The 25,212-nt window shown below is 36.6% G+C and carries 26 protein-coding genes; 5 read left to right on the forward strand and 21 right to left on the reverse strand.

The annotated features are described in order from the left end of the window. Positions 1 to 7: 7 nt before the first annotated feature. Positions 8 to 349 (forward strand): cupin, encoded by a 342-nt coding sequence (locus ACFSQP_RS03560; protein WP_376891822.1) that lies wholly within the window; start codon positions 8 to 10, stop codon positions 347 to 349. 49 nt (positions 350 to 398) lie between these two features. Here ACFSQP_RS03560 and ACFSQP_RS03565 read toward each other — a convergent pair whose 3' ends face one another. Then, a complete protein-coding gene (locus ACFSQP_RS03565) occupies positions 399 to 848 on the reverse strand; it encodes a hypothetical protein (RefSeq protein ID WP_376891823.1) in 450 nt (149 codons plus the stop codon). Between the two features lie 349 nt (positions 849 to 1,197). On the opposite strand from ACFSQP_RS03565, the gene ACFSQP_RS03570 reads away from it, so the two are divergent. Further along, positions 1,198 to 1,770, forward strand: a complete 573-nt coding sequence (locus ACFSQP_RS03570) for a Crp/Fnr family transcriptional regulator (protein ID WP_376891824.1) — start codon at positions 1,198 to 1,200, stop codon at positions 1,768 to 1,770. Positions 1,771 to 1,860: 90 nt separating this feature from the next. Further along, positions 1,861 to 2,601, forward strand: a complete 741-nt coding sequence (locus ACFSQP_RS03575; protein WP_376891825.1) for an acyl-CoA desaturase — start codon at positions 1,861 to 1,863, stop codon at positions 2,599 to 2,601. A 41-nt stretch (positions 2,602 to 2,642) separates the two neighbouring features. Here ACFSQP_RS03575 and ACFSQP_RS03580 read toward each other — a convergent pair whose 3' ends face one another. The 5 genes from ACFSQP_RS03580 to ACFSQP_RS03600 all read right to left on the reverse strand — a co-directional run bounded on the left by ACFSQP_RS03580 (position 2,643) and on the right by ACFSQP_RS03600 (position 9,986). Next, entirely contained in the window at positions 2,643 to 2,927 is a 285-nt protein-coding gene (locus tag ACFSQP_RS03580; RefSeq protein ID WP_376891826.1) for a cold-shock protein, read from the reverse strand. 384 nt (positions 2,928 to 3,311) lie between these two features. Then, positions 3,312 to 8,108, reverse strand: coding sequence for a T9SS type B sorting domain-containing protein (locus tag ACFSQP_RS03585; protein ID WP_376891828.1), 4,797 nt, complete (start codon positions 8,106 to 8,108; stop codon positions 3,312 to 3,314). Positions 8,109 to 8,318: 210 nt separating this feature from the next. Continuing rightward, positions 8,319 to 8,960, reverse strand: coding sequence for a dioxygenase family protein (locus tag ACFSQP_RS03590; RefSeq protein WP_376891830.1), 642 nt, complete (start codon positions 8,958 to 8,960; stop codon positions 8,319 to 8,321). A 149-nt stretch (positions 8,961 to 9,109) separates the two neighbouring features. Continuing rightward, the gene (locus tag ACFSQP_RS03595) at positions 9,110 to 9,487 is read right to left on the reverse strand and encodes a hypothetical protein (RefSeq protein ID WP_376891832.1); all 378 of its coding nucleotides are present in this window, start codon (positions 9,485 to 9,487) and stop codon (positions 9,110 to 9,112) included. 103 nt (positions 9,488 to 9,590) lie between these two features. After that, positions 9,591 to 9,986: an acyl-CoA thioesterase gene (locus ACFSQP_RS03600; RefSeq protein WP_376891834.1), complete on the reverse strand. Its 396-nt coding sequence runs from the start codon at positions 9,984 to 9,986 to the stop codon at positions 9,591 to 9,593. A 199-nt stretch (positions 9,987 to 10,185) separates the two neighbouring features. Between ACFSQP_RS03600 and ACFSQP_RS03605 the strand changes: the two genes are divergently transcribed. Further along, positions 10,186 to 10,587, forward strand: a complete 402-nt coding sequence (locus tag ACFSQP_RS03605; RefSeq protein WP_376891835.1) for a glyoxalase — start codon at positions 10,186 to 10,188, stop codon at positions 10,585 to 10,587. Positions 10,588 to 10,657: 70 nt separating this feature from the next. Here ACFSQP_RS03605 and ACFSQP_RS03610 read toward each other — a convergent pair whose 3' ends face one another. From ACFSQP_RS03610 to ACFSQP_RS03630, 5 genes are all read right to left on the reverse strand, one after another. Then, entirely contained in the window at positions 10,658 to 11,332 is a 675-nt protein-coding gene (locus tag ACFSQP_RS03610) for a DUF2461 domain-containing protein (protein WP_376891836.1), read from the reverse strand. Positions 11,333 to 11,415: 83 nt separating this feature from the next. Then, positions 11,416 to 11,964 carry a hypothetical protein gene (locus ACFSQP_RS03615; protein WP_376891839.1) on the reverse strand — a complete coding sequence of 183 codons (549 nt, stop codon included), beginning with the start codon at positions 11,962 to 11,964 and terminating at the stop codon, positions 11,416 to 11,418. A gap of 35 nt (positions 11,965 to 11,999) precedes the next feature. Next, positions 12,000 to 12,881, reverse strand: a complete 882-nt coding sequence (locus ACFSQP_RS03620; protein ID WP_376891841.1) for a mechanosensitive ion channel family protein — start codon at positions 12,879 to 12,881, stop codon at positions 12,000 to 12,002. Positions 12,882 to 12,942: 61 nt separating this feature from the next. Beyond that, positions 12,943 to 13,446 (reverse strand): Dps family protein, encoded by a 504-nt coding sequence (locus tag ACFSQP_RS03625; RefSeq protein WP_376891842.1) that lies wholly within the window; start codon positions 13,444 to 13,446, stop codon positions 12,943 to 12,945. 152 nt (positions 13,447 to 13,598) lie between these two features. Next, positions 13,599 to 14,390, reverse strand: coding sequence for a tRNA pseudouridine synthase A (locus tag ACFSQP_RS03630; protein WP_376891844.1), 792 nt, complete (start codon positions 14,388 to 14,390; stop codon positions 13,599 to 13,601). Positions 14,391 to 14,484: 94 nt separating this feature from the next. Here ACFSQP_RS03630 and ACFSQP_RS03635 point away from each other — a divergent pair, with 94 nt between their 5' ends. Beyond that, the gene (locus tag ACFSQP_RS03635; protein ID WP_376891846.1) at positions 14,485 to 14,916 is read left to right on the forward strand and encodes a hypothetical protein; all 432 of its coding nucleotides are present in this window, start codon (positions 14,485 to 14,487) and stop codon (positions 14,914 to 14,916) included. A 1-nt stretch (position 14,917) separates the two neighbouring features. Here the strand turns inward: ACFSQP_RS03635 and hisIE are convergent, their stop codons facing one another. The 10 genes from hisIE to ACFSQP_RS03685 all read right to left on the reverse strand — a co-directional run bounded on the left by hisIE (position 14,918) and on the right by ACFSQP_RS03685 (position 25,210). Further along, positions 14,918 to 15,520 (reverse strand): bifunctional phosphoribosyl-AMP cyclohydrolase/phosphoribosyl-ATP diphosphatase HisIE, encoded by a 603-nt coding sequence (gene hisIE, locus ACFSQP_RS03640; RefSeq protein WP_376891848.1) that lies wholly within the window; start codon positions 15,518 to 15,520, stop codon positions 14,918 to 14,920. After that, positions 15,517 to 16,272 carry an imidazole glycerol phosphate synthase subunit HisF gene (hisF, locus tag ACFSQP_RS03645; RefSeq protein WP_376891850.1) on the reverse strand — a complete coding sequence of 252 codons (756 nt, stop codon included), beginning with the start codon at positions 16,270 to 16,272 and terminating at the stop codon, positions 15,517 to 15,519. The genes hisIE and hisF overlap by 4 nt, the downstream gene beginning before the upstream one ends. 6 nt (positions 16,273 to 16,278) lie before the next feature. Beyond that, positions 16,279 to 17,025 carry a 1-(5-phosphoribosyl)-5-[(5-phosphoribosylamino)methylideneamino]imidazole-4-carboxamide isomerase gene (gene hisA, locus ACFSQP_RS03650; protein WP_376891852.1) on the reverse strand — a complete coding sequence of 249 codons (747 nt, stop codon included), beginning with the start codon at positions 17,023 to 17,025 and terminating at the stop codon, positions 16,279 to 16,281. Between the two features lie 38 nt (positions 17,026 to 17,063). Then, on the reverse strand, positions 17,064 to 17,666 hold the full coding sequence (gene hisH, locus ACFSQP_RS03655; RefSeq protein WP_376891854.1) for an imidazole glycerol phosphate synthase subunit HisH: 603 nt from the start codon (positions 17,664 to 17,666) through the stop codon (positions 17,064 to 17,066). Beyond that, positions 17,666 to 18,799 (reverse strand): bifunctional histidinol-phosphatase/imidazoleglycerol-phosphate dehydratase HisB, encoded by a 1,134-nt coding sequence (gene hisB, locus ACFSQP_RS03660; RefSeq protein WP_376891856.1) that lies wholly within the window; start codon positions 18,797 to 18,799, stop codon positions 17,666 to 17,668. The genes hisH and hisB overlap by 1 nt, the downstream gene beginning before the upstream one ends. Before the next feature lie 72 nt (positions 18,800 to 18,871). Beyond that, positions 18,872 to 19,912 (reverse strand): histidinol-phosphate transaminase, encoded by a 1,041-nt coding sequence (gene hisC / locus ACFSQP_RS03665; RefSeq protein WP_376891858.1) that lies wholly within the window; start codon positions 19,910 to 19,912, stop codon positions 18,872 to 18,874. Further along, on the reverse strand, positions 19,909 to 21,195 hold the full coding sequence (gene hisD / locus ACFSQP_RS03670) for a histidinol dehydrogenase (protein ID WP_376891860.1): 1,287 nt from the start codon (positions 21,193 to 21,195) through the stop codon (positions 19,909 to 19,911). Before hisD ends, hisC begins: the two co-directional genes overlap by 4 nt. Continuing rightward, complete coding sequence (gene hisG / locus ACFSQP_RS03675) at positions 21,192 to 22,049, reverse strand: ATP phosphoribosyltransferase (RefSeq protein WP_376891862.1); 858 nt, start codon at positions 22,047 to 22,049, stop codon at positions 21,192 to 21,194. Before hisG ends, hisD begins: the two co-directional genes overlap by 4 nt. 292 nt (positions 22,050 to 22,341) lie before the next feature. Beyond that, positions 22,342 to 23,157, reverse strand: a complete 816-nt coding sequence (locus tag ACFSQP_RS03680) for a prohibitin family protein (protein WP_376891864.1) — start codon at positions 23,155 to 23,157, stop codon at positions 22,342 to 22,344. Positions 23,158 to 23,179: 22 nt separating this feature from the next. Then, entirely contained in the window at positions 23,180 to 25,210 is a 2,031-nt protein-coding gene (locus ACFSQP_RS03685) for a VWA domain-containing protein (protein ID WP_376891866.1), read from the reverse strand. Positions 25,211 to 25,212: the final 2 nt, after the last annotated feature.

Below are 25,212 nucleotides of genomic sequence, written 5' to 3' on the forward strand. Positions count from 1 at the left end.
TACAATAATGAAAACCGCATCCTTATTACACGAAATAACCTACAACGAAACCAAACCTGCCATAAGCGTTCTTTTGGATAATAATCATTCGAAAGAAATTAGAATTGTTATGCGAAAAGGTCAACTTATGAAAGAACATCAGGCGCCTGCTCCCATTGTTATTTCGGTTTTTGAAGGCAAGGTTGATTTTGGTGTGGCAAACAAACGTCTGTTACTCGAAAAAGGCGATTTAATAGCTTTAGATGCCCATGAGCCTCACGATTTGTTGTGTACGGAAGATTGTATTGTGCGGTTATCCCTATCCAAATTGGATAGCGTAGAACGTGTTGAAAAAGTAGCAACGACATAAAAAAACACCTTGCTAGACAAGGTGTTTTAATTTTATGGTGTAAGAAAAATTATTTTTCCCTCTTAAAAATATATCGGGTAATAAAAATGCCTTTCCCATCGCCTTTCCCAGCGTCGCTTTCCACGGCGCTTGTTACAAACGCTAATTCCCAACCTTCAACAATCATGGTATTAATTTTAGAGGTAATAAGTGCATCATTGGCCGCAATGTTTTGGAAACGAATACCGCCTAAATTGTAAAAGTTTAGCAGTTTGGTTTCATCAAAAGCTTTTACACGAATGTCGTCGCGTTTAGACTTGTTACGGGTATTGTCCTCCTCGGTTTGTGAGGTTGTAAACTGTTGGTGATCTTTTTGTTCGTTAGCACTAATCATTCTAGACCGGCCTAAACCATTCGGAACAATAGATTCTACAGAGGTAATAACCTTGTATTCTGTTTGCGCATGAGCGTCCAAAAAGGTGAAAAGGCCCAAGGCCAAAATAACGAGTAATTTTTTCATTTGTGATAAATTTAATGGTTAAAAAACAATAATAATTAAATTTACTAGAACTTAAAACATTTTTTATTACACTTTTAATAAAATAGTCCCTTCAAACAAACCGTAGAATTCCCTTTTTAAAATTAGTGTAACCCTAAATTAAAGTCTTTAGGTTTTGTTTATTTTGAAGTATTTAATTTGAAAAAAATTTCGTAAAAAACCAGTACATAGCTTACTTCCAGATAATTAAACTAGATAAACGGGACGCAACAACTTCCTAGGTAAAGACATGGTCTAGAAAATGGTATTAATACCAAAAACCTAAAGCATTTCAGTATCTTTGCATTTCATTACACAGGCAGTTTTAAAAGTGCAACAAATAAAAACGTATTTAGAAGAAATAGCAACCATATCGGAGGCCGATTGGGCATTTTTCACCTCTAAACTTCAACGTAGGGTTATTCCGAAGAAAGCAATATTTTTGAAATTGCACGCGGTTGAAAATTACATTTCGTTTATTGAAACAGGGATTGTGCGTTTGTTTATTCCCAAAGCCGAACCCGAGAAGGAAATTACCTTTGGATTCAGTTTCACCAATCAATTTGTAAGTGCTTACGACTCCTTTTTAACGCAAACCCCTTCCGCTTATCAGCTCCAAGCCTTAACAGAAACGAAACTTTTAAGTATTTCTTACGCCGATTTGCAAGCTGTGTACCAAACAACAGCCATTGGCAATCTTATTGGCCGTTTAACAGCCGAGCGACTGTTTTTATTAAAATCCAAACGCGAACAATATTTGCTCAATTTAACAGCAGAAGAACGGTATTTAAAACTATTTCAAGAACGTCCAGAGTTACTGCAAGATATTCCGTTAAAGTATATTAGCTCCTATATTGGTGTAACACCCCAAGCTTTAAGTCGTATTCGCAAACGCATTAAATAACTCTGTTTTGTCCGTATTAAACCCGTTCGTTTCTTAATGCAGGTTCATTGTATACGCTTTTTGGCCAAGGTATCTTTGCTAAAAAAAGTTATGACAGTTATTATTTTTGTTTTAACACTTTGGTATGGTGGTTTATTTTTTCAATCCTTCTTTTTACATCGGTATGCCGCTCATCAGGTATTTACGATGTCTAAAACAGCGGAACGGATTACATTTATTTTAACCTGGATTTTTCAAGGTTCTAGCTATTTAAGTGCTTATGGTTACGGTATTATGCACCGCATGCACCATGCTTATACCGATACGGAAAAGGATCCGCATTCGCCTTTGTACGATGCCAATCTGTTTGCTATGATGTGGAAAACTAAAAATATTTATCAGGCCATAAACCAGCAACAAATACCTGTTGAAGACCGGTTTACCAAGCATGTTCCGCAGTGGAAGCGATTTGATACTTTTGCCAGTTCGCGCGTTTCAAGATTCATGTGGATTGGGTTTTACATCACCTTTTTTATGCTGTTTGCAACTGCTTGGTGGCAGTGGTTATTATTGCCCATTGCCTTGTTAATGGCACCTATACATGGTGTTATTATAAATTGGTTTGGACATATTTACGGCTACGAAAACTTTAAAATGAAGAATACCAGTAAAAATTTATTCCCCATTGATGTTTTAATGATGGGTGAAGGCTATCATAACAATCATCATAAATTTGCAAGTCGTGCAAACTTTGGCGTTAAATGGCATGAAATAGATTTCACCTATGTCATTATAAAAATATTAGACACTATTGGATTTATTAAATTAAAACCCGTAACGGCTAAAGTTTAAAAGTTAAAAACGAAAAACCATCGGAATCCCGATGGTTTTTTTTATGCCTTTACATTCTTTTTTCTTCTTTTTGGCTTCCCTCTTTTTAAGCGCTTCACATTAACAGCCGTGGGACCACGTTCGCCTTTTTCTACTTCAAAAGCAACTACATCGCCTTCTCTTATTTTGTCGTTTAAGCTGGATTTGTGTACAAAAATTTCGTCGTTCGTATCTGTTACCGTAATAAAACCAAACCCTTTAGTTCTGTTAAAAAACTTAACTGTACCTTCCTTTGCCGCTACTTCTTTGTTGGTTTTAAATAATTTATTAAGAAATGTTTTTAACATGTAAACTGATATTTTTTCTAAAATTAAACGTTATAAATCACCTTCTCGGTGTTTAGTTTCACTGCTATCTGTATACTTTACAAAAGGTATTTATAAAAAAGCTACTGTGGTGTAATAAATTTAACCTTAAATAGTGCCTTGTAACTAATACACGCTTTCCTGCATTTTTAAATGAAACAACAACTTAAAAAATTTGGTATGTTGTTTTTAAACAGTTTTAACAAGGTTTTACTAAAAGCTTTACGTCCTAACAGCTAGTGGTGTGCAAAGGTATCATAATCACTTGTAAAACCCAAGAATATATAAGCTAAAAAGGACCTGCTTAAAACCAGCCAAATTTTAAAAGTGTTGGTCCCTTGTTACTAGCATACGTTTCGGTTTTAATTACCGCTTTAATGTAAAATGACCTGTGACTTGTTTTCCTGAATGCAATTCTATTAAATACCAGTAATCGCTTGTAGGTGCAGGTTGCCCTTTATAAGTCCCATCCCACCTTTCAGACCTGTGGTTTAATTGCTTTATTAAAGTTCCATATCTGTTAAATATAGATATCCGTTTAATCTGATTTTTGGTATCTGATACAAACCAGGTATCGTTTTGGCCATCGCCATTAGGTGTAAAAAACAAAGGTGTTTTTAAATTTTGCTCCCGAATGGTTATTTGCAAATTCAAGCATGCTGTGTTAGATCCCGTTTCATTATAAGGCGTAATAGAAATATATAATGTTTCACCTTCCGGCCAATTGCTGGTTGGATAAAATGTGGTGCTTAAACCAACGTCTTCATTAAAAATTAGATTGCTACTCCCCACCGATGTGCCTACACTCACCAAATATCCGGTGGCGTTACTAACTGGTGTCCAAACTAATGGCGCATTTTCCATAACATTCTGTGCGTTTGCTTGTGGTGATACCAAAAATGGACAATTGGGTATGAAAAGTTGCGTGGTAAACGACTCTTCCACACAACCAACTGCCGACCCTGCCGCATTATAAGGTGTAATACGCACATAAATGGTCGTGTTTTCGGGTAAATTGCTTGTAAAGTTATAGGTAGTGGTTGCCCCCACATCCAGACTGGTAACAAGTTCGCTACCACCTGGTGTGGTTCCTACAGTTAGCATATAGCCGGTGGCAGTGGTAACAGCATTCCAAGATAAGTTAGTGCCAACCAACACATCGGTACTGCCGTTACTTGGTGCCAGTAGTTGCGTGCAGTTAGGCACTAAAAGTTGCGTGGTAAACAATTCTTCTGTACAACCAACCGCCGACCCAGCGGCGTTATATGGCGTAATACTTACGTAAATGGTGGTGTTTTCGGGTAAATTATTTGTAAAGTTGTAGGTAGTGGTTGCCCCCACATCCAGACTGTTAACAAGTTCGCTGCCACCTGGTGTGGTTCCTACAGTTAGCATATAACCGGTGGCAGTGGCAACAGCATCCCAAGATAAATTGGTTCCAACCAACACATCGGTGCTGCCATTACTTGGTGCCAGTAATTGCGTACAATTAGGCACTAAAATCTGCGTGGTAAACGATTCTTCTGTACAACCAACCGCCGACCCAGCGGCATTATATGGGGTAATACTTACGTAAATGGTGGTGTTTTCGGGTAAATCGCTTGTAAAGTTATAGGTAGTGGTTGCCCCCACATCCAGACTGTTAACAAGTTCGCTGCCACCTGTTGTGGTTCCTACAGTTAGCATATAACCGGTGGCAGTGGCAACAGCATCCCAAGATAAATTGGTTCCAACCAACACATCGGTGCTGCCATTACTTGGTGCCAGTAATTGCGTACAATTAGGCACTAAAATCTGCGTGGTAAACGATTCTTCTGTACAACCAACCGCCGACCCAGCGGCGTTATATGGCGTAATACTTACGTAAATGGTGGTGTTTTCGGGTAAATCGCTTGTAAAGTTGTAGGTAGTGGTTGCCCCCACATCCAGACTGTTAACAAGTTCGCTGCCACCTGGCGTAGTTCCTACAGTTACCATATAGCCGGTGGCAGTGGCAACAGCATCCCAAGATAAATTGGTTCCAACCAACACATTGGTACTGCCATTACTTGGTGCCAGTAATTGCGTGCAGTTAGGCGCTAAAAGCTGGGTTGTAAACGATTCTTCTGTACAACCAACTGCCGACCCAGCGGCATTATATGGGGTAATACTTGCGTAAATGGTGGTGTTTTCGGGTAAATCGCTTGTAAAGTTATAGGTAGTGGTTGCCCCCACATCCAAGCTATTAACAAGTTCGCTGCCTCCTGGTGTGGTTCCTACAGTTACCATATAGCCGGTGGCAGTGGCAACAGCATCCCAAGATAAGTTAGTACCAACCAACACATCGGTACTGCCATTACTTGGTACCAGTAGTTGCGTGCAGTTAGGCGCTAAAAGTTGGGTGGTAAACGATTCTTCTGTACAACCAACTGCCGACCCAGCGGCGTTATAAGGCGTAATACTTACGTAAATGGTGGTGTTTTCGGGTAAATTGCTTGTAAAGTTATAGGTAGTCGTTGCCCCCACATCCAGACTGTTAACAAGTTCGCTACCACCTGGTGTAGTTCCTACAGTTAGCATATAGCCGGTGGCAGTGGCAACAGCATCCCAAGATAAATTGGTTCCAACCAACACATCGGTACTGCCATTACTTGGTACCAGTAATTGCGTGCAGTTAGGTGTCAACCCTTCAGTGGTAAAATTTTCTTCAATACAGGTGTTTGTAACACCTAAACTATTATAGGGCGAAATGGTTACGTAAATAACACTACCAACAGGTAAATTGGATGGTGGATTATAAACAGTTGTATCGCCTAAATCCAAAGCATTTACAATATCTGTTCCTCCAGGTGTGCTTCCCATGGATAGGATGTAGCCAGTGGCATACGGACTAGGCAACCATGATAATGTGGTAGTTACGGGTACATTTATGGCTCCGGATGCCGGCGTACTTAAAGCGGTACATGTGGTAGGATTTACCGTGCTACTAGTAGTAAAACTAATTTCGTTACAATAAAGCACCACACCACTACTAAAATAGGGCGTAACGGTAATATAAATTACGGTATTGGCTGGTAAATTACTGCCTAAATTGTAACTAGTAACATTACCAACATCCACAGCATTTAAAATGTCTGTGCCTCCAGGCGTTGTTCCAATACTTACAAAATAACCACAAGCACCAGCGTGACTTTCCCATAAAAATGTCTCATTTACAGGAACCCCTATACTGCCGTTAATAGGCGATAATATGTTAACACAACTCTCAACAGGCGCCGTAACGATTACCGTAATATCATTTCGCACCAATAATAAATTTTTGTTATCGGTTCCGGGCGGGTTTGTATTTTCAAAAGGCACTAAATCGCTTCTTATTTCGGCATGATAAACAGCTGCATCGCAACTGGTAACAGCCGGAATCGTAAAAGAAGCGGCATCTGGTGCTCCAGGAATTGGCACGCCATTTTTAAACCAAACATAGTGGTTTTGAGTTCCTGCGCAAGCAGTAGTTAAGGTTAACGGATCGCCAGCATTTACCGTTAGCGTATCAATGGTATCCACTTTGGCTTGTGGCGCATACCAATAATCGCGCATGTTTGGAAAAGTATCCCAATACGGTGGTGGCCCGAAGGTATTTTCGAAGTTAATAAAACTAGCATGTTGATTTTCAAAATGGCCAAATTCGAAATAATTATTATCGAAAGCCAAGCTAAACCCTATGGGCGTGCCTAAATTAAGGGCTATTAATGATGCAAAATCTGGCATATTACCCGTTAAACGGTTATGACTTAAAATTAAGTTGGCCCCAAAAATCCCGTTATTATTGGCACGTATGGTATAAAACTGATCCATGATATCAGTGCCAGAAAATAAATTATTATTTAAAATAAGGTTGCTTAAAACTGCATTCTGACTAATATCCAATGAAGCTATTTGATTAAATGCAGCATTAATTGAATTTAGGTTAGCATTTTGTGTTAAATCTAATCCAGTTCCGGTAAATAAATTATTGGAGATATCAATGCTTCGTAAATTAGTGTTTTGTGTAACATCCAAGCTAGGTAGTACATTATTTCTTAAGTTAAGATACTCTAATTGGCTATTCTGGGTTAAATCTATACTTGGTAATTGATTAAAATTAGCGTTTATCCGAACCAATAAAGGGTTTTGCGTGACATCTAAAGCCGTTAAATTGTTACTACTTACATTTAACTCTTCCAATACGCTATTTTGACTAATATCTAAAGTTAATAAATCGTTGTTGGATAAGTCCAAATCTTCTAACAAGAAATTTTGCGTAAGATCTACAACCAACGGCGTTGTTTGGTTGGACGATATATCAATATCCGTTACATTGGGAATTACCGAAAAATCCAAAGGCACTTGCAAATTATGGAGTAAAATATAAACATCAACCAAAGTAGTAGAATTGGGTAATAGCAAGTTTTCAACATAGGTTCCTAAAAAATAAATTCGCTCTAAATTAACGTAATTTGAAATATCGATGGTTGGAATGTTTATACTGGTAAGATTAAGAAACCTTAAATTAGTATACACATTAGGAAGCGTTATGGCTGTACTTACGGAGCTTCCTCGAATTTGGAGATCTTCTAAATTGTCTAAAGCTGAAAAATCCAGTGTGGCATCGCCAAGTGCCCTAATGTTTACAGTAGTTAAGGTGTTGGTAACGGGCATTATAAAATTGGCCACATCATTAAACCATCTAATTTCGATTGAAGTAAGATTGGTATTTTGTGAAAAATCCATTACACTCACTGGTGGCATTCCTGGTAAAGATGGTATGCTAGCCATGTAAACAGTTTCCAAAAGACTGCTTTGAGATACGTTTAAGCTAGCTAAAACATCGTTACTTTCAATGCGTAAAGATAACAGTTGTGTTAAGCCAGAAAGATTGACATTGGCAATTTGATTGGCACCCAAATTTAAGTCGGTAATATTAAAAAAAGCTTGTATTCCAGTTATATCTAATATACCATTATCACCTAGATTCAAACTTGTAACAGCTTGAGCTTCGGTATTTAATATGTTTCCATTTAAACCATTGGTATCAATACCTTGATTAATTAATGTTTGTTCAAAATTAGAATCTGGAATAGCGGTTGTTTGCGAAAATGAGGCATAGCAAGCCAATCCGAATGTTACAATTAGGCTGAATAATTTCATGGGGGTTAGGTTCTAAATGTCTGTTTTTGGTCAGGACAAAATACAACAAAAGACAAATAGAAAGGACAAAATAACCTCTTTTTTATTAGGAGAGACAAACGCGGTTGCTTTTCACGTAAACTTTTAGAGTAACAACCCTCTTTTTTTGTGTTACGCTTTATAAGATTAAAGTAATATTGTAAGGCAAAAAAGTGGACCTACCACTAATGATTAACTGTTATTTTCTGTTGCCTTAAGTACTATGTTTTTGGTGGTTTCTAAAATGGAAACACCTTGTGTAACCTGCAAAACAGCATCGGCATCTTTTCTAGTTAACCGTTTTATACAAGATGTGGTTAAATTGGGATCTGTATTAAACAAAAACGAAGGTATATTATAGGGTGTTTTTCCAGGTTCTTTAATGGCAACATGCATGTGTATGGCTTGCGGTTCATGTGGATACGTAAGTGGCTTATTAGTGGCGCCAGGCATGAAAGTATAAATGGTGTAACGCCCGTTGTTATCAGTTTTTACCCAAGCTCTGTGCTGTAGGTGCTCGCCGTTGGTATCTGCAATAAGTGTGTAGTAACCTTCAGAATTGGCTTGTTGGAAAAATAAAATGATGTTTTCGGCGGGTGTCACGCCATCTGCTTTAAATACAGTACCACTAATTTTAAGTTTATTGCTTTGTTTTAAAAAGTCTGTTATGGTATCCTCGCTTTTTAAAGTGGTATGTTTAAAGTCATAAAAAACATCTGTGCTTTTTAAATGCTTAACAACATCTTCGCAGTATTTGGATTTTTCCACTGTAGATTGCGCCCAAACATTTGAAGTAAATAAACCTAAAACCGTAAAAAATAGAACACATTTCATAAGCCAAACTTAATTATTTAAAGGTCAAAAATACGTAAGTATTTAAGCTGCAAATAAAAAATCTTATGAATGTAACATATTTACGTTTAACGGTTTATAATTCTTTTAACGCACTATAATATCGATAAACGTCGGAGGTTCTAACGTGTTTAATTGCTTTCAGATTCGGTTTTTACCTGAACCAATGGCTGCAATTCTGGTTTAATTTTTTTGTAAAGTTCCCACTGTGGCTGTGTTAAAATATTGTCCATTTCGGCCGTTTCTCTGGTTTGTAACGCATAAAGCATGCGTAACTTTTGGCGCCCTTGGTAAGTGGCTTTTATTTTTTCGGCTCGAATTAAAAACTCCTCTACTTTGTTTTCAAACATACCTATTTGCTCACCGCTTAATGCCAGTTCTTTGCTATAGGCTCTGGTTAACGCTTTGGCTTGTTCATCTAACTTTAAATTGTTCTTTTGAAGCATGGGATCTTGTGAAAAAACATTCATAGTTATAACACATGTAATTAAAAAGAGTATCGTTTTCATGACTTTCTGTTTTCCTTTAACTTACAAAAATAACTAACTGATGTCAAGTTATTTAGCGTTTTTTTTTTGCCAGAAAAACCTTTTAAACCCCTATCATCCTGTACTACGGTTTTGTGTTTAGCCTATCTTTTACAAACTCCACTTTTGTTTTTCCGTGAGGTTTTGGTTTACCAGTTTCATCTAGGTTAACCATAATAATGTTATCAACGGTTAAAATAGTTTCACGCGTCATTTTATTTCTGGCTTCACATTTTAAGGTTATAGACGTTTTACCAAATTTTGTAACCTCCATCCCTACTTCTACAATATCGCCTTGCTTGGCTGTGCTCATAAAATTAATTTCAGAAATGTATTTGGTAACAATTTTTGGGTTTTCCAGTTGTACCACGGTGTATAAAGCAGCTTCTTCGTCTATCCAAGCTAATAAACGACCACCAAACAGCGTACCATTTGGATTTAAATCTTCGGGTTTTACCCATTTTCGTGAATGGAATCGCATGTTGTTTTATTTTAAATTATAACCAAATATAACGCAATAATACCAGTTGCTGACATTTAAAACCGTGAGGTTAGTATGAATCGTTATATTGATTGTATTTTTGTAACTAACAGAAAAAACATCTGTTAATAACTTTGTTAACTTAAGTTTTTTAAGTTTTTGATAAAGAACAACTTAATAAATACCTTTACCAAAAAGCATGACTAGATCGGAACAACTTTTAGCTAGTAGACCACTTATTCCTTCGGCCCAAGTGCATAATAACATGAGTTTAGAAGAACGTTTTCAAAATGAAACCTTAAGACCCATTATAAAGCTGCAGAATGATTTATTGGTTGCCGTTTTTTTAAACTATACCAAGAAACACAAAAAACCTTTCAGCACTTTGGCTACAGAGAAGCAAATTGTATTTATAGAAAATGTATTTCAAAAAAATATGGCGTTTAAAAATACATTGAAAGGGATTATTATAGGGTTCTTTACCATTGATGAATATCATTTTTACGCCAATAACGCCTCTGCTTTAAATAAACGCATTCTGGCTATTATAAAAGAACGCCTCATAAGTAATTTACAAATTTTACAGCACGAGACTTCTTAACTTAGAAATTGTTTTGTAGTATAGTTTAAAACACCTGTTGTAAACGGTTTACAACAGGTGTTTGCGCTTTTTATATTAAAGATTCACCATTCATATTGGTGGTTAGCACGTCCGACATGTAGTTGAAAAATGGCTGCACTTCCTTAAAAGCAGCTACTACTTGATTTGCAAAATCGGTGTGTAGCACCTGCTCATCGGTAAATGGTTTTGTAAAAATGTATTGTTTTTTCCTAATTAAATCGATGTCTGGGTGCTGTTTATCGAAATTTCTTGGAGCCGATTTAAGTTCATCACCCTCTAGATTGCCCCAAACAGTTTTAAAATTTGGCTGGTTTATTATTTCGCGAATTTCCGAGGCATCGGCTTCAAATTCTTGTCTAATGCGCAGCAGGTCCGCTTTGTTAGGATCCCAAAAGCCAACGCCTAAAAAAGAGCCGTTATTTGGCGCTATGTGTATATAATAGCCACCACGTAACGCTGGTTTACGCCGCTGAAAGCTCGCACTAAAATGCGTTTTATACGGTAATTTATTTTTAGAAAAACGCACATCTCGGTATATGCGAAACATTTTATAATCGGTTATATCGTCCAGTTGTTTTAAATTATTAAAAACGGTTAATACGGTTTGCTTCACATTTTTTTGCGCCCACTGGAAGGCCGGTTTGTGCTCTGCAAACCAATCGCGATTATTATTTTTTTCTAGGGCCGATAAAAACTGAAAAACATCTGGGTGTATGGTAGCCATAAAGTTTATTTTTTGTTTAAAAGTACTAAAAAAAGACTGGCTTTTTAACGGACAGTCTTTTTAGTTTCGGCATGTAATTGCACTTACTTATTTTCTAAAATAAATGTTCTTGTTAGTAATCTGTTTGAAGCCTTGTCATAATATTCTATTACAAAATCTCCAGAACTATTAAAATAACCGATACCTGTGTAATGTGCCGTTTTAAATTGGTATCGGCCAGCTTCGTTCGATGATTTGGCTGTTCCAAATTTGGTGTTTGTTGCTGCATCCATAACCTGAAAGCCGCTTGTGCTCTTTACAAAATTGTAGATTTTTCCGTTTTGTTTTAAACGCACCATTTTAATTTTAGAATCGTAAAATGGATCGTTATCCACATCTAAAGCTATTGTTTTAGAAATTTTTGTATTCGTGGCATCCAATCGTTTCTGATTAATTTTGTGTTTATCACTTTCCGCTAATTTTACGTTTGCAGATTTGGTGGTTGTAATTTTCACCTTATTTTCAATCGTTTTTTCACCGTTATTTATTGTTACTGTTTTGGTAGTTGTTTCCTTTTGCTTATCGCGATCGTCTTCTTGAGCTAACAGAAAGCCCGAACACATAAATAAGCTCATATATATAAGTGTTTTCATTTTAATTAATTTTTAAATTTATACTGTTTGTTTGTCTATTTATTAGCTTGCTTAAGATTTAATTGGTTGTTAAACTCCAAGGTTCTAATAGGAAATGGAATGTTTATTCCCGCTTTATCGTAGGCCGCTTTTATGGCCATCATGGCTTTACTTTGTGCCGCTAATTTATCCTTCATATTTATGGCCTCAATCCAGAATCGGCATACATAATTAATTGAACTGTCGGCAAACTCGGTGTAATAAAATTCAACATCGTCTGCCGTTTCTACACCATTAAAGGCATTGCTTATAGCTTTTTGCGTAAGGGCTTTTACATGTTCTAAATCAGATTCGTAACCTACCCCACAGGTAATATGAATACGCATGGTTTTGGTTAGAGCATAATTTTTTAAAGGATTTTCTAAAATAGCCTTATTTGGTAAAATAACTACTTTATTATCAGCTTCTTTTAAAACGAAATTTTTTAAATTAATATCTAAAATTTCTCCCGAAAATCCGTTTGTTTCAACCCAGTTTCCTATTTGTATTTTCTTTCTAAACGATAAAACAATACCGGCAACGGTGTTGGATAATGTATTTTGTAATGCCAAACCTATAGCCAATCCAGCTACACCAGCCGTGGCCAACAATGAGGTTAAGGTTTTACTTAAATTTAGTATGCCCAGGGATAAAAACAAACCCAACAACACAATTACAATAGCCGATAAACGGGACACCATTTTACTAACGGAATCCTGACTAACGTGTTTGGATACCAAACGGAACGTTAATTTGTTTATATGTTTAGCTGCTATATAGGAAGCAATTACTACCAGTATGGCCAAACCAAAATTTGGTAAATATTCTATTATGGTATTAAACCAGACTTCTAGTTTGTTGTAAAGGTTATCTAATGCTTCAGAAAATTGGTTTTTCATCTAAATAAATTGGTTGTTAGGGTTTTTAAATAATTAGGTAATGGACTGTTTAGAAATTAAATTAGGCTTCAATCATATTCTTGTTTAAAGCTTCTTTGGTATCCTTACTCCAAGCCGCTAACATCCAGCTAGATTTTTCTAACTCACGAATGTAAGCACCAATTAAGTCTATGGTACCTTCGTCCGAAACATCGTCTGCTTTTTCCAACACAACATTCATTTGTTTTAATAATTTGCCGTGGTCTTCAATGGTTTCTGCCACCATCTCTTTATCGGTTAATAAGGCAGCCGATTCAGACAATGAGGATGTTTTTAAATAATCGCTGTATTTGCTCATTGGGTGATAGCGCAGGGTTAAAATGCGTTCGGCAATTTCATCTATTTTAATGCGGGCATCGGTGTACAATTCTTCAAACTTATTGTGCAAATCAAAGAAGTTTTCGCCTAAAATATTCCAGTGATTGCTGCGTAGTTTTTGGTAGTATAAATGGTAATCTGCTAGAAGTGTATTTAGCTCTACTACTACGGGTAATAATTTTTCATCTTGCATGTTTAAATAACTCATAATTTATATATTTTTATTGGTTCACTATATAAACTATGGGATATTTAAAAAATGTCAAGGCCTTTAACGGCCTTTAACGGATTTAAGGTTTTATTAACTTAAATTATGTTAATAAAAACAAACTATGTTAAAGTTTTTAACATAGTAACCATTTAATTTTCATGTGTATAAGTAACGGAATTTAAAATTAATCCAGATGCCGGTGCAACATAATAAATGGAAACCTGATGCGAATTGGTTAAGCTATTGGTAATATCTTGAAGGGATTTGGTTCCTTTTCCTACCTCTATTAAAGCCCCCATCATGAGTCTAATTTGATTGCGCATAAAACCTTTTCCTGTTACGCGAAGAATGAAAGATTCTTCGGGAAAAAAATTAGCTGTAAATAGGTTGTTTTCTACAATTTCGCAGGTAATAATTTCTCTGTTATAAACACCGTGATCTGTTGGTTTGTAGCAATATGATTTAAAATTATGAAAGCCTTCAAATAATTTGGCAGCTTTTTTCATGGCTTCAATGTTTAAAGGATCTAAAATGGTTGTTATTATTGGCGCACAAAAGGGATGCTGTTTTTTACCATGTGCAAAAAGGTAGAGGTATTCTTTTATTTTGGAATCTTGAATAATATTAAAATCGGCCGTCACGGGCGTTATAGATAAAGCTCTAATATCCTGGGGTAAGTTGGTATTAAAAAGCACTAAAAACGCATCTAAATCGTCTATTTCGTGGTAGGTAAAAAGTTCAAAAGCGGCTTGATTTGCAGAAACCATGGCGTCAGTTCTACCCGAGCCTAACGTTTTAAATCGTTTGCCATTAAAAATGAAATTGAGGGTTTTATCAATCATTAAATGAATGGTTTTAACCTGTGGCTGCTTTTGCCACCCATGAAATCTGTAACCTAAATACTGGCAAGTTACTAGGTAATAGAAGCGTTTTTCGAACACGATTTAATATTTTAGTGGTGAAAATTACCATTTTAAAAATTGTTTGCAAATAATTCATACCTTGTTTACTAATTTTAAAACTTATTTTGAACGCATGAATCAATTACACAAACCCACAACCTCATTTTGGTTAGTAAGCATTGCGGCTTTATTATGGAATATAATGGGCGTAATTGCCTATTTAATGCAGGCCTTTAGCGTTAAGAGCGAGCAGTTAACCACGTTACCAACAGAACAACCACTGCTTACCGAAACACCCGCTTGGGTTACAGCAGCTTTCGCTATTGCTGTATTTGGTGGTACTTTAGGAAGTCTTGCATTATTACTTCGGAAAAAGTGGGCAAGACTTGTTTTTTTAATTTCACTTATAGGTATTATAAGTCAAATGTTTTATAATTTTTTTATTAGTCAGGAATTTGCTAATAGTAACCCCAGCGCTATTATTTTACCGCTTTTAGTGTTACTAATAGGTGTCTATTTAGTAATTTATTCCAAATTAGCCATTGCCAAAGGCTGGATAGCTTAAATTATTTTTGGCGTGATTTTAAAACCGCTTCTACATCTTTTAAACTAAAACCTTTGGCTTGCAGCAAAATGAGATAATGAAAAAGTAAGTCGCCACTTTCGTTTAAAAATAGTTTATTGTTAGTATCTTTTGCTTCTATAATAACTTCCACAGCTTCTTCCCCGACCTTTTGTGCAATGCTATTAATACCTTTGTTGAAAAGTGCATTTACGTAGGACGTATTGGTATCCTCTTGCGTTTTGCGTGTGGCAATAACATGTTCTAACGCCGATAAAAAGCCAAAGTTAGACTGGTTAATTTCGTTCCAACAAGTATCCGAACCTCTGTGGCAAACAGGTCCAGTTGGCGCTGCCAAAATGAGTAACGCATCCTGATCGCAATCCAATTGTACCTTTACAAGTTTTAAGTAATTGCCACTGCTTTCACCTTTGGTCCATAGTCTATTTTTCGATCGACTAAAAAACGTAATGCGCTTTGTTTTTTGTGTTAGCGTAAGCGCTTCTTCATTCATATATCCAAGCATTAACACGGTTTTAGTAGTGCTATCTTGAATAATGGCTGGAATTAATCCGTTTTCAAATTTTTTAAAATTAGGTGCTATCATAAACGAACGGGAATTTCATGTTGGTGTAACATTTGTTTTAACTGGTTTATTTGAATGGTGTTAAAATGAAATACGCTAGCTGCCAAAGCGGCATCGGCTTTACCGGATTTAAAAACCGTTATAAAATCTGCTACCGAACCAGCACCACCAGAGGCAATAATGGGAATATTAACAGTTTCCGAAAGTGCAGCCAAAGCTTTATTAGCAAAACCTTTTTTTGTGCCATCGTGTGCCATGGAAGTAAATAAAATTTCGCCAGCACCTAAATTTTCAACTGTTTTAGCCCAATCAAATAAGTCTAAATCTGTTGCCTTTGTGCCGCCTGCCAAATGCACTTTCCAAATACCATTTATAGGTTTGGCATCTATGGCAATTACAATACATTGTTTACCAAATTTTTTAGCCAATAAGCTTATCAATTCTGGATTTTTAATGGCAGCCGAATTGATAGCAACTTTATCGGCGCCCGATTGCAGGAGCATATTAACATCTGCAACCGAGCGCACGCCACCTCCCACAGTAAAGGGTATATTTATTTCTTTTGCTATTTCTAGCACTGTTTGCAGCCAGGTGGAACGGCCTTCCAAGGTGGCTGAAATATCCAAAAAAACCAATTCGTCAGCGCCTAACTGCGCGTATTTTTTTGCTAAAACAATGGGGTCGCCAGCATCTTTCAAATCGACAAAGTTAACTCCTTTAACGGTCCTTCCGTTCTTAATATCTAAACAGGGAATAATACGTTTTGTAAGCATATTTAATTATATAAAGCGTTCTAAATCCTTCAATTTAATGGTGTTTTCATAAAGCGCCTTACCAATTATAACACCTTCGCAGCCAATGGTTTTAAGCGCTTCCAAATCAGAAATAGCCGCTACCCCGCCCGATGCAATTAACTTAAGCGCTTGACCGGTACTGCTAGACGCACAAGCATCTAATAGTTTTTTGTACAGGTGTAAAGCTGGCCCTTGTAACATGCCGTCTTTGGAAATATCGGTTCCAACAACATAGCGAATTCCTTTCTTCTGATAGGCTTTAACAAATGGAATAAATTGGTGATTACTACGTTCCTGCCAACCGCTAACGGCAATGTTACCGCCAGCTTCGGAAGGGTAATAATCGGCACCTAACATAATTTTTTCGGGTCCGTAAGTGTTCAACCACCGGGTAAAGGTATCGGAATCTTTTACGGCAATACTACCACCTGTTATTTGACGCGCACCAGAATTAAACGCCACGTGTAAATCGTCATCAGATTTTAAGCCACCTCCAAAATCTATTTTTAAATTAGTTTTAGAGGCAATAAGCTCCAAAATCCGGTAATTAACAACCTGCATGGCTTTGGCTCCATCCAAATCTACAAGATGTAAATACTGTATACCGGCATCTTCAAACTGTTTTGCCACTTCTAAAGGGTTTTCATTATATACTTTTGTTGTGCTGTAATTACCTTTTGTAAGGCGTACACATTTACCGCCAATAATATCAATAGCTGGAATAATTCTCATAATACAGGGTTCTTTAAGGCGTTAGCGGCCTCTTTTTTTTATGGTTTACAATTAGCTTCAGGTAGTTCTAAAAAGTTTTTCAGAATCTGTTCTCCGGCATGACCACTGCGTTCAGGGTGAAATTGTACCCCATAAAAATTATTTTTTTGTAAAGCACTGGCATAGGGAAAACCATAGGTAGTTTGCGCAATGGTTTCAGAACAAATTGGTGCGTAATAACTATGAACAAGATACATGTATTCGTTTGGTTTTATACCTTTAAACAAATTTGTTTTTAGATTATTAATAGTATTCCATCCCATTTGCGGTACTTTTAATGAGTTTGGAAACTGTTTTACGTCTGTATTAAATAGCTTTAAGCCTTTAGTTTGGCCTTCGTCCGTATAATTACACATAAGTTGCATACCAAGGCAAATACCTAAAACCGGCTGTTTTAAATTAGGAATTACCCGATGAAGCTCACATGTTTCCAGGTTTTTCATGGCAGAACTAGCTTCACCTACGCCCGGTAAAATAACTCTTTTGGCTGCTTTTATGGTGTCTGCATCCTGTGTCAGTAAGGCCTGAACACCAAGCCTATTAAGGGCAAATTCAATACTTTTAACATTGCCAACGCCATAATCAATAATTACTACATCCATTATAAAACACCTTTTGTAGTGGGCAAAACCATGTTATTAATATCCCTTGTTTTAGCCATTTTAATGGCCTTGGCAAAAGCTTTAAAAATAGCCTCAATTTTATGGTGTTCGTTACTTCCTTCAGCTTTAATATTTAAATTACATTTGGCTGCATCGGTAAAGGATTTAAAAAAATGCATAAACATTTCTGTAGGCATATTTCCTATCATTTCGCGTTTAAAATCGGCTTCCCAAACCAGCCAATTTCGGCCGCCAAAATCTATAGCAACTTGTGCTAAACAGTCGTCCATAGGCAAACAAAATCCATAACGTTCCATTCCTAATTTAGATCCCAGAGCGCGGTAAAAAGCATCGCCCAGCGCTATAGCCGTATCTTCTATGGTATGGTGCTCGTCCACCTGCAAATCGCCAGTAACTTTTATGGTTAAATTTAGGTGTGCATGTTTAGCCAATTGCTCCAACATATGATTAAAAAAATGAATACCCGTATGTATAGAACTTTCGCCTGTACCATCTACATCTAACTCAATAGTTACAGCAGTTTCATTTGTAACACGGTTTACAAAACTATGCCTTTTTGGTGCTTTTAAAAACTGATAAATAGCCTCCCAACTGGTTGTATTAAGGGCAATTACACTGTTTAACGTGTCTGATTTTACCGTAATTTCTTGCGCACCTAAATTAGCATGGCCATTTATAAGAATGCCTTTGGCCTGTAAGTTTTTGGCTAATTCCATGTCGGTTAACCGGTCGCCTATTACATATGAATTTTTTAAATCGTAAGCCTCGGAAAAATAGGCTTTTAGTAAGCCAGTATTGGGTTTTCTTGTTGGCGCATTATCTTTTGCGAAAGTTTTGTCAATATACACAGCTTCAAAGGTAACGCCTTCACTTTTAAAGGTATTTAGTATAAAATTATGCACGGGCCAAAAGGTGTTTTCAGGAAAAGCCTTGGTACCCAAACCATCTTGATTGGTTATTAAAACCAATTCAAAATCCAATTCTTGTGCTATGCGACCCAAATACTGAAAGACTTGCGGGTAAAATTTTAATTTATCAAAACTGTCTATTTGTTGGTCTTGAGTCTCGTTAATTAGGGTGCCATCACGGTCTATAAATAATACTTTTTTCATGTGTGTTTTTAGTTTTCTAGCCTTAAGTAACTATTTTTTTTCAAAACGACTTGTGCTGTTAAAGGGTTGTTTTTATTTTGCTAGTTGCCTCAAAACAGCTAACAATTGGTTGTTTTCTGAAGGGGTACCAATGCTTATGCGTAAACAATTTGTGCAGCCTAATTCCTGGCTTCTATCGCGAACAAGTATACCCAGTTTCAATAATTGTTGGTAGCGTTTTGCTGCGTTATCTACTTCAATTAAAAGAAAGTTAGCATCGCTTGGATGCACTTTAACTACCACTTTTAATTCTCTGAAAGCCTTAATTAGTCGTTTACGTTCTTGTTTAAGTTGTTCAATTTCACTGTTTATTAATGGTATATTTTCTAACCGCGTAAGTGCTATTTCTTGCGATAATTGATTAATGTTGTAAGGCGGTTTTATGCGGTTTAACAATGCTATTATTTCGGCTGAAGCCATACCCAGTCCTACTCTTATTCCTGCTAGTCCTATGGCTTTAGAAAGTGTTTGAATAACAACCAAGTTAGGAAAATCGTCTAAACGTGTTAACCAGCTTTCTGTATCGGAAAAATCTATATAAGCTTCATCTATTACCACAATACCATTAAATTTTTGAAGCAAGGTTTCCACATCAGCTGCCTGAAAACTATTAGCTGTTGGATTGTTTGGAGAGCATAAAAACAACAATTTACAGTTGGTTGTGGCGGCGGCTAATATAGCACTAACTGGCAACTGAAACGTGCTTGTTAAAGGTACTTTTATGGTGTTTACAGCATTAATATTGGCCAGAACCTCATACATGCCATACGTGGGAGGCACTATTAATACTGCATCTTTATTGGGTTCGCAAAACACACGAAATAATAAATCTAGAATTTCATCGCTACCGTTGCCTATAATAAGCGCATTGGTTTGGATGCCTTTAATAGCTGCCAAACGCTGTTTTAGGGCCGTTTGTTGCGGATCTGGATACCTATTTAAACCGTTATTATTAGGGTTTTCATTGGCATCTAAAAAAAGATAATTGGTTTGGTTGGTATTATAAATATCGCGAGCAGCAGTATACGGTTGAAGCGCTTTTATATTGGGTCTAATTAATTGTGTAAGCATCATGATTTTAGTGAATTTAAACGAATAGTAACTGCATTTTTATGAGCCTGTAAGCCTTCGGCCTCGGCCATTATTTGAATGGCTGGACCCAAATTGTAAATACCTTGTTTTGATAGTTTTTGAAATGTAATAGCCTTCATAAAGCTATTCAAATTAACACCCGAATAGGCTTTACTAAAACCATTTGTTGGTAGTGTATGGTTGGTTCCAGAGGCATAATCGCCTGCGCTTTCAGGGGTGTAATTTCCAATAAAAACAGATCCTGCATTACAAACACCTTCAGTAAAAAACGCATCGTTGTTGGTGCAAATTATTAAATGCTCCGGCGCGTAATCGTTAATAAAATTTAAAGCTTCTTGGTTATTGGAAACTAAAATAGCTTTGGAATTTTTTATAGCGTTTTCTACCAGACTTTTCCGTGGCAAAGCCTCCATTTGCTTTGAAATTTCGTCCAAAACCTCCTGTAACAGCACTTGAGAAGTTGTTACAAAAATTACTTGGCTATCTGCACCATGCTCCGCCTGACTCAACAAATCGGCTGCCACGAAAGCGGGCACTGCGCTATTATCTGCAACTATTAAAAGTTCACTTGGTCCTGCTGGCATGTCTATGGCCACGCCATATTTTGTTGCCATTTGCTTGGCAACCGTTACAAATTGATTTCCAGGACCAAAAATTTTATAAACAGGTTTTATAGTTTCTGTACCAAACGTTAAGGCGGCAATGGCTTGAATACCCCCTACTTTATATATGGTACGTACACCACATAAAGCTGCGGCGTATAAAATTTCGTTAGCTATTTGTCCGTTCTTATTTGGCGGCGAACATAAAACTATATCGGTACAACCAGCAAGTTGCGCCGGAATTGCTAACATTAAAACAGTAGAAAATAATGGCGCAGTACCTCCTGGAATGTAAAGGCCCACTTTTTGGATGGGTCTGTTTTCTTGCCAGCACGAAACGCCTGGCATGGTTTCAATTGCTATTCTAGTGGTTTTTTGAGCTGCATGAAATTTGGTAATATTGTAATAAGCTGTTTGTATTGCCGCTTGTAGCTCTGGTTTTATTCCTTTTTTAGCCTTTTCTAGTTCGCTATCTATTACTTGCAGGCTATTTAAGGTAACGCCATCAAAAATATTAGTGTATTTTAACACCGCCTTATCGCCATGCTTTTCAATGTCTTTAAAAATTTGATTAACCGTTTCTTCAATGTCAGTTACCGATTTTGTAGCGCGCGCTACTAGAGGCAACCAATTATTTGCACTAGGATATTTTATTATTTTCATATTACCATGTTTTCAATTGGACACACCAGAATACCTTCGGCACCGGCTTTTTTTAATTCGTCTATAACTTCCCAAAATTCATTTTTGTTTATAACAGAATGAAGCGAACTCCATCCTGGTTTTGCCAAGGGTAAAATAGTTGGACTTTTTATTCCAGGCAGAATGCTTATAATTTGCGTTAACTGACTATTAGGCGCGTTTAAAAGAACGTATCGAGCATTGCGCGCCTTTAACACCGATTGTAGCCTAAATTGTAGGGTGTCTAGAATTTCTTGCTGTACCGTGCTAATTTTAGGCGATTTAACTAAAACGGCTTCCGATTTAAATAATACTGCAACCTCTTTAAGATTATTTTTAAATAAGGTACTGCCGCTAGAAACGATGTCCACAATGGCTTCTGCCAAACCAATGTTAGGTGCAATTTCTACCGAGCCGTTTATGATATGTACTTGGGCATTTACTTGGTGTTTGCGTAAAAAAGCATTTACAGTGTTTGGGTACGACGTGGCTATGCGTAAGCCATTTAAATCCTGAATACCCGAATAAGCCGCTGTTTTTGGGAGGGCTACAGATAGGCGACAGCCAGAAAATCCTAGTTTTTCGAGTACCGAAAGGTTTTGATTTTTTTCAATTAATACATTTTCACCAATAATGGCGGCATCTACCACGCCATCGGCAAGATATTGCGGGATGTCGCCATTTCGAAGGTAAAATACTTCCAACGGAAAGTTATTGGCTGCGGCTTTTAGTTGGTCTCGACCATTATCTATAGAAATACCTACCTCTTTAAGTATATTCATAGAATCGTTGTGCAGACGACCAGATTTTTGAACAGCAATTTTTAGATTACTCATAACAGTTAGTGCGCACGTGGCGCTTTTTAATTAGTGATGACTGTGTTTGAGTAAATCTGTTTAGGAAGGTATCCTAGAAAAAGAAGGTTATAAAAAAACCCGCTTGATTTACTCAAACGGGTTTTTAATAATATGTTGAATTTATTCAATACATTTTCAGCCTGCTTGAGTGCAAATATGAAAATGATGATGATGTGATTGAATAAAACGCATGTTTTGTTTTTTGCTTGAGCAAAGGTTTCTAAAATAAATTTACAATTCCAAAAAAACCCTTACTTTTTTCAATAATTTTTTACTGATTTCCTAAAATAATAGGCAATCCTGAATCCCCAGAACCTATAATAACCACCTTACTATTAGGCGATTCCGATAATTTATTGGTAGCTTCAATACCTTTATCTAAAAGAATTTTATCGTTAAGCGAGGCACTTAAAATACGGTTTGCGTCCGCTTTACCTTGAGCTTCAATAATTCGTTTTTCTGCTTCTTTCGATGCTGTTACCAATCTGAACTCATACTCCAACGACTCTTGTTCTTGTTTTAATTTACGTTCAATGGCATCTTTAATAGTGGCTGGTAAAGTTACATCGCGCACCAAAACTTCGTTTAACTGAATGTATTGATCTTTGACAATTTTTTCAGTTTCCTCAAAAATTTCTTGTTGAATAGCGTCTCGCTTACTAGAATACAATTGTTCCGGTGTATAACGCCCCACAACACTTCTTGCGGCAGAACGAATAGCTGGCAATAACACGCGTTCTTTGTACATTTCACTCTTCTCTTGGTGCAACTTTCCTAAATTTTCGTAGGCAGGTTGAAACCAAACCGAAGCTTCCAATTTAATATCTAAACCATTAGAAGACAACACATTCATACGCTCTACTAGCTCTTGCTGGCGCACTTCATAAATATATACACGGTTCCAAGGGGCCACAATGTGAAAACCTTCTCCCAATGGTGGCTGATCTGTTACCACACCATTATCGAAGGTTTTGTAAAGCACACCCGCTTCACCAGAGCCAACGGTAATGGCCGATTTAGAGATTAAAACGATAACAACAATAAGAACAATAATAATTGGCAATCCAATTTTAGGTAATTTTTCCATAGCTTAAATTTTAACTTTTTGTTTAAATTAGTCCTTTGTATTTGCGGTAAAACCATTCAGCTGCCAGGGCCAAAACTAGTAAACCAAGCAAATATTTCCAGTCAATCAAAGATACGGTTTTTTTGGTAGTTTTTTCTATTGTTTTATACCTATTGTCATTGTATAAGCTGGTTAACAAATTGGATACCGTGGCAGGTGTGTGTAAGTTTCCGGTGCTTGTAGTGGCTACCCGTTCAAGTTTTTCGGTAGTGGCATTTGTAAATTGCTGCTCTATATTGAAAGCTAATATTTTAAAGGACCCCGATTTGGATAAATTACTGGTATTGGCTGTTACGGTAAAGGTGTAATCGGAAGGTGCTAAGGCACTTAAATCCGCCTGAAACGTATTGTTTTGCAAGACCAAAGGCATGGTAACCGTATTAGCAGTGTTTGTGTCTGTAATGGTAATACTTAAGGTTTCGCGGTTATCAAATTCATAATTTTTATTAAAATATTGCGCCTGAAGTTCTAGGTTTGAACTTCCGTCGTAAAACGATTGGTAGTTTAAACTTAAGCGTTCACGTTTTTTTGTAGCTGCTAAATACTGAACCACTTTCCCAATAAATTCGTCGAAATTTAAAAAAGAATTTGCGTTAAGGTAACTTTGTGCGCGCCATTTCCAAATGCCTTCGCCTAAAAGTACCGCTTCGCGCCTATTATTATAATCCATAGTTAGCAGCAAGGGATTCTCTGTGGCAACCGATCCTATTTGCTTATATAATAATGTTTCGGAAGGAACTTGAGGCCTTAAATTACCGAAAGCACCCTCCAAAGGCGGAAAAGATTCGAAATTTAAATCGGGCATCATAAACTCGGCATAATTGGCATTCTTTTTTGGTAAGTAGGCTTCAGTTTGCGCTACCACATCGTGCTTATAATTAGTATTTAATGCATTTAAAAAGGTCCAATTGGTTCGCAATCCGGCAATGGTAAATCGGTTTTGATTATTAGCATTAATTTTAGCATATACCGCATCAAATTCGGCCGTAGGTTGGTATACTATTACTAGTTCAAAAGTCTCGGAATCAGATACAAAAGCCTCTGGTTTTAAAACTGTCACCTTTCGCTGTTTATTACTTTCTATACTTTTTTTAAGCGCACCAATATCTGGATGCGGCATATTACTTACTATGGCAACATTGGTTTGTTCATCCAAGACCTCAATAGCAAAATTTTTAGTATTGTTTTGGATATTCACCTCCTCTTCCAGCGGCGTAATAGTTGCTTGATAAGCAAAAACACCCAACTGACTCGCTTTTAGGGTAGCCTGAATAACTTTTGAATTGTTTGTTTCGTTAAAATTTATTCGCTCCGAATACAAGGTTTTATTACCAGCTGTAATTTTAAATTCCGATGTTACAGATGAAGCGCCCGTATACACCACAAAAATTTCTACCGGGAATTTATTGTTTAAATAAGCGTATTTATTTACGTTTAATTGTGAAATTTTTAAATCGGCATGTTTGGTAGTATCGCCAACAATAATAGGATAAATGGGCTGTTTGTAACTAGTAGCGGCGTAAAAATAATCGTTACCATAGGTTTGGTTCCCGTCTGTAATTACAATGGTAGGTGCTGTACTATTTTTATAAATTGGCTTTAAGCTTTTAAAAACTTTGTCTAAATTGGTTTGTTTGGTGGTAAATGTTAAATTATCATTTTGCGATATATCGCTACTGAAAGTGTAAAAATCTACAGTGAATTTATTATTTAATTCTGAATCGTTTTTAAGCATTTCAACAAGGTTTTGAACCGTGTCTGCCTGTTTTAAAAATTGAATAGAATTAGAGTTGTCTGTGGCAACAACCAAAGTAGGTTTTTCCTGATAATAAACCTCCGATACAAACTGGGGATTAACAAGTAATAAAAACATGGAAAACCAGGTAACAAAACGCAAACCAGCTAAAATGGTGTTAGTTAGCGTGCGTTTTGTTTTATATACATACTGAAAAAGCGCTAATAAAAGCGCTATAATTCCAGAAACAATAATATACAATAATGTTGTTTCAGTCATGA

This window comes from Bizionia sediminis, from assembly GCF_042684585.1.
GTDB classification, from domain to species: domain Bacteria; phylum Bacteroidota; class Bacteroidia; order Flavobacteriales; family Flavobacteriaceae; genus Algorimicrobium; species Algorimicrobium sediminis.

What these genes read in the sequence shown, in the direction of transcription:
- ACFSQP_RS03580 (WP_376891826.1), bottom strand. Translation starts at nt 2,927, where the DNA reads ATGTTAAAAACATTTCTTAATAAATTATTTAAAACCAACAAAGAAGTA.
- ACFSQP_RS03685 (WP_376891866.1), bottom strand. Translation starts at nt 25,210, where the DNA reads ATGACTGAAACAACATTATTGTATATTATTGTTTCTGGAATTATAGCG.
- ACFSQP_RS03620 (WP_376891841.1), bottom strand. Translation starts at nt 12,881, where the DNA reads ATGAAAAACCAATTTTCTGAAGCATTAGATAACCTTTACAACAAACTA.
- hisF (WP_376891850.1), bottom strand. Translation starts at nt 16,272, where the DNA reads ATGCTTACAAAACGTATTATTCCCTGTTTAGATATTAAGAACGGAAGG.
- ACFSQP_RS03615 (WP_376891839.1), bottom strand. Translation starts at nt 11,964, where the DNA reads ATGAAAACACTTATATATATGAGCTTATTTATGTGTTCGGGCTTTCTG.
- ACFSQP_RS03565 (WP_376891823.1), bottom strand. Translation starts at nt 848, where the DNA reads ATGAAAAAATTACTCGTTATTTTGGCCTTGGGCCTTTTCACCTTTTTG.
- ACFSQP_RS03585 (WP_376891828.1), bottom strand. Translation starts at nt 8,108, where the DNA reads ATGAAATTATTCAGCCTAATTGTAACATTCGGATTGGCTTGCTATGCC.
- ACFSQP_RS03560 (WP_376891822.1), top strand. Translation starts at nt 8, where the DNA reads ATGAAAACCGCATCCTTATTACACGAAATAACCTACAACGAAACCAAA.
- ACFSQP_RS03590 (WP_376891830.1), bottom strand. Translation starts at nt 8,960, where the DNA reads ATGAAATGTGTTCTATTTTTTACGGTTTTAGGTTTATTTACTTCAAAT.
- hisA (WP_376891852.1), bottom strand. Translation starts at nt 17,025, where the DNA reads ATGAGAATTATTCCAGCTATTGATATTATTGGCGGTAAATGTGTACGC.
- ACFSQP_RS03680 (WP_376891864.1), bottom strand. Translation starts at nt 23,157, where the DNA reads ATGGAAAAATTACCTAAAATTGGATTGCCAATTATTATTGTTCTTATT.
- hisD (WP_376891860.1), bottom strand. Translation starts at nt 21,195, where the DNA reads ATGAAAATAATAAAATATCCTAGTGCAAATAATTGGTTGCCTCTAGTA.
- hisH (WP_376891854.1), bottom strand. Translation starts at nt 17,666, where the DNA reads ATGGATGTAGTAATTATTGATTATGGCGTTGGCAATGTTAAAAGTATT.
- ACFSQP_RS03635 (WP_376891846.1), top strand. Translation starts at nt 14,485, where the DNA reads ATGAATCAATTACACAAACCCACAACCTCATTTTGGTTAGTAAGCATT.
- ACFSQP_RS03625 (WP_376891842.1), bottom strand. Translation starts at nt 13,446, where the DNA reads ATGAGTTATTTAAACATGCAAGATGAAAAATTATTACCCGTAGTAGTA.
- ACFSQP_RS03610 (WP_376891836.1), bottom strand. Translation starts at nt 11,332, where the DNA reads ATGGCTACCATACACCCAGATGTTTTTCAGTTTTTATCGGCCCTAGAA.
- ACFSQP_RS03595 (WP_376891832.1), bottom strand. Translation starts at nt 9,487, where the DNA reads ATGAAAACGATACTCTTTTTAATTACATGTGTTATAACTATGAATGTT.
- ACFSQP_RS03600 (WP_376891834.1), bottom strand. Translation starts at nt 9,986, where the DNA reads ATGCGATTCCATTCACGAAAATGGGTAAAACCCGAAGATTTAAATCCA.
- ACFSQP_RS03575 (WP_376891825.1), top strand. Translation starts at nt 1,861, where the DNA reads ATGACAGTTATTATTTTTGTTTTAACACTTTGGTATGGTGGTTTATTT.
- hisB (WP_376891856.1), bottom strand. Translation starts at nt 18,799, where the DNA reads ATGAAAAAAGTATTATTTATAGACCGTGATGGCACCCTAATTAACGAG.
- ACFSQP_RS03605 (WP_376891835.1), top strand. Translation starts at nt 10,186, where the DNA reads ATGACTAGATCGGAACAACTTTTAGCTAGTAGACCACTTATTCCTTCG.
- hisG (WP_376891862.1), bottom strand. Translation starts at nt 22,049, where the DNA reads ATGAGTAATCTAAAAATTGCTGTTCAAAAATCTGGTCGTCTGCACAAC.
- hisIE (WP_376891848.1), bottom strand. Translation starts at nt 15,520, where the DNA reads ATGATAGCACCTAATTTTAAAAAATTTGAAAACGGATTAATTCCAGCC.
- hisC (WP_376891858.1), bottom strand. Translation starts at nt 19,912, where the DNA reads ATGATGCTTACACAATTAATTAGACCCAATATAAAAGCGCTTCAACCG.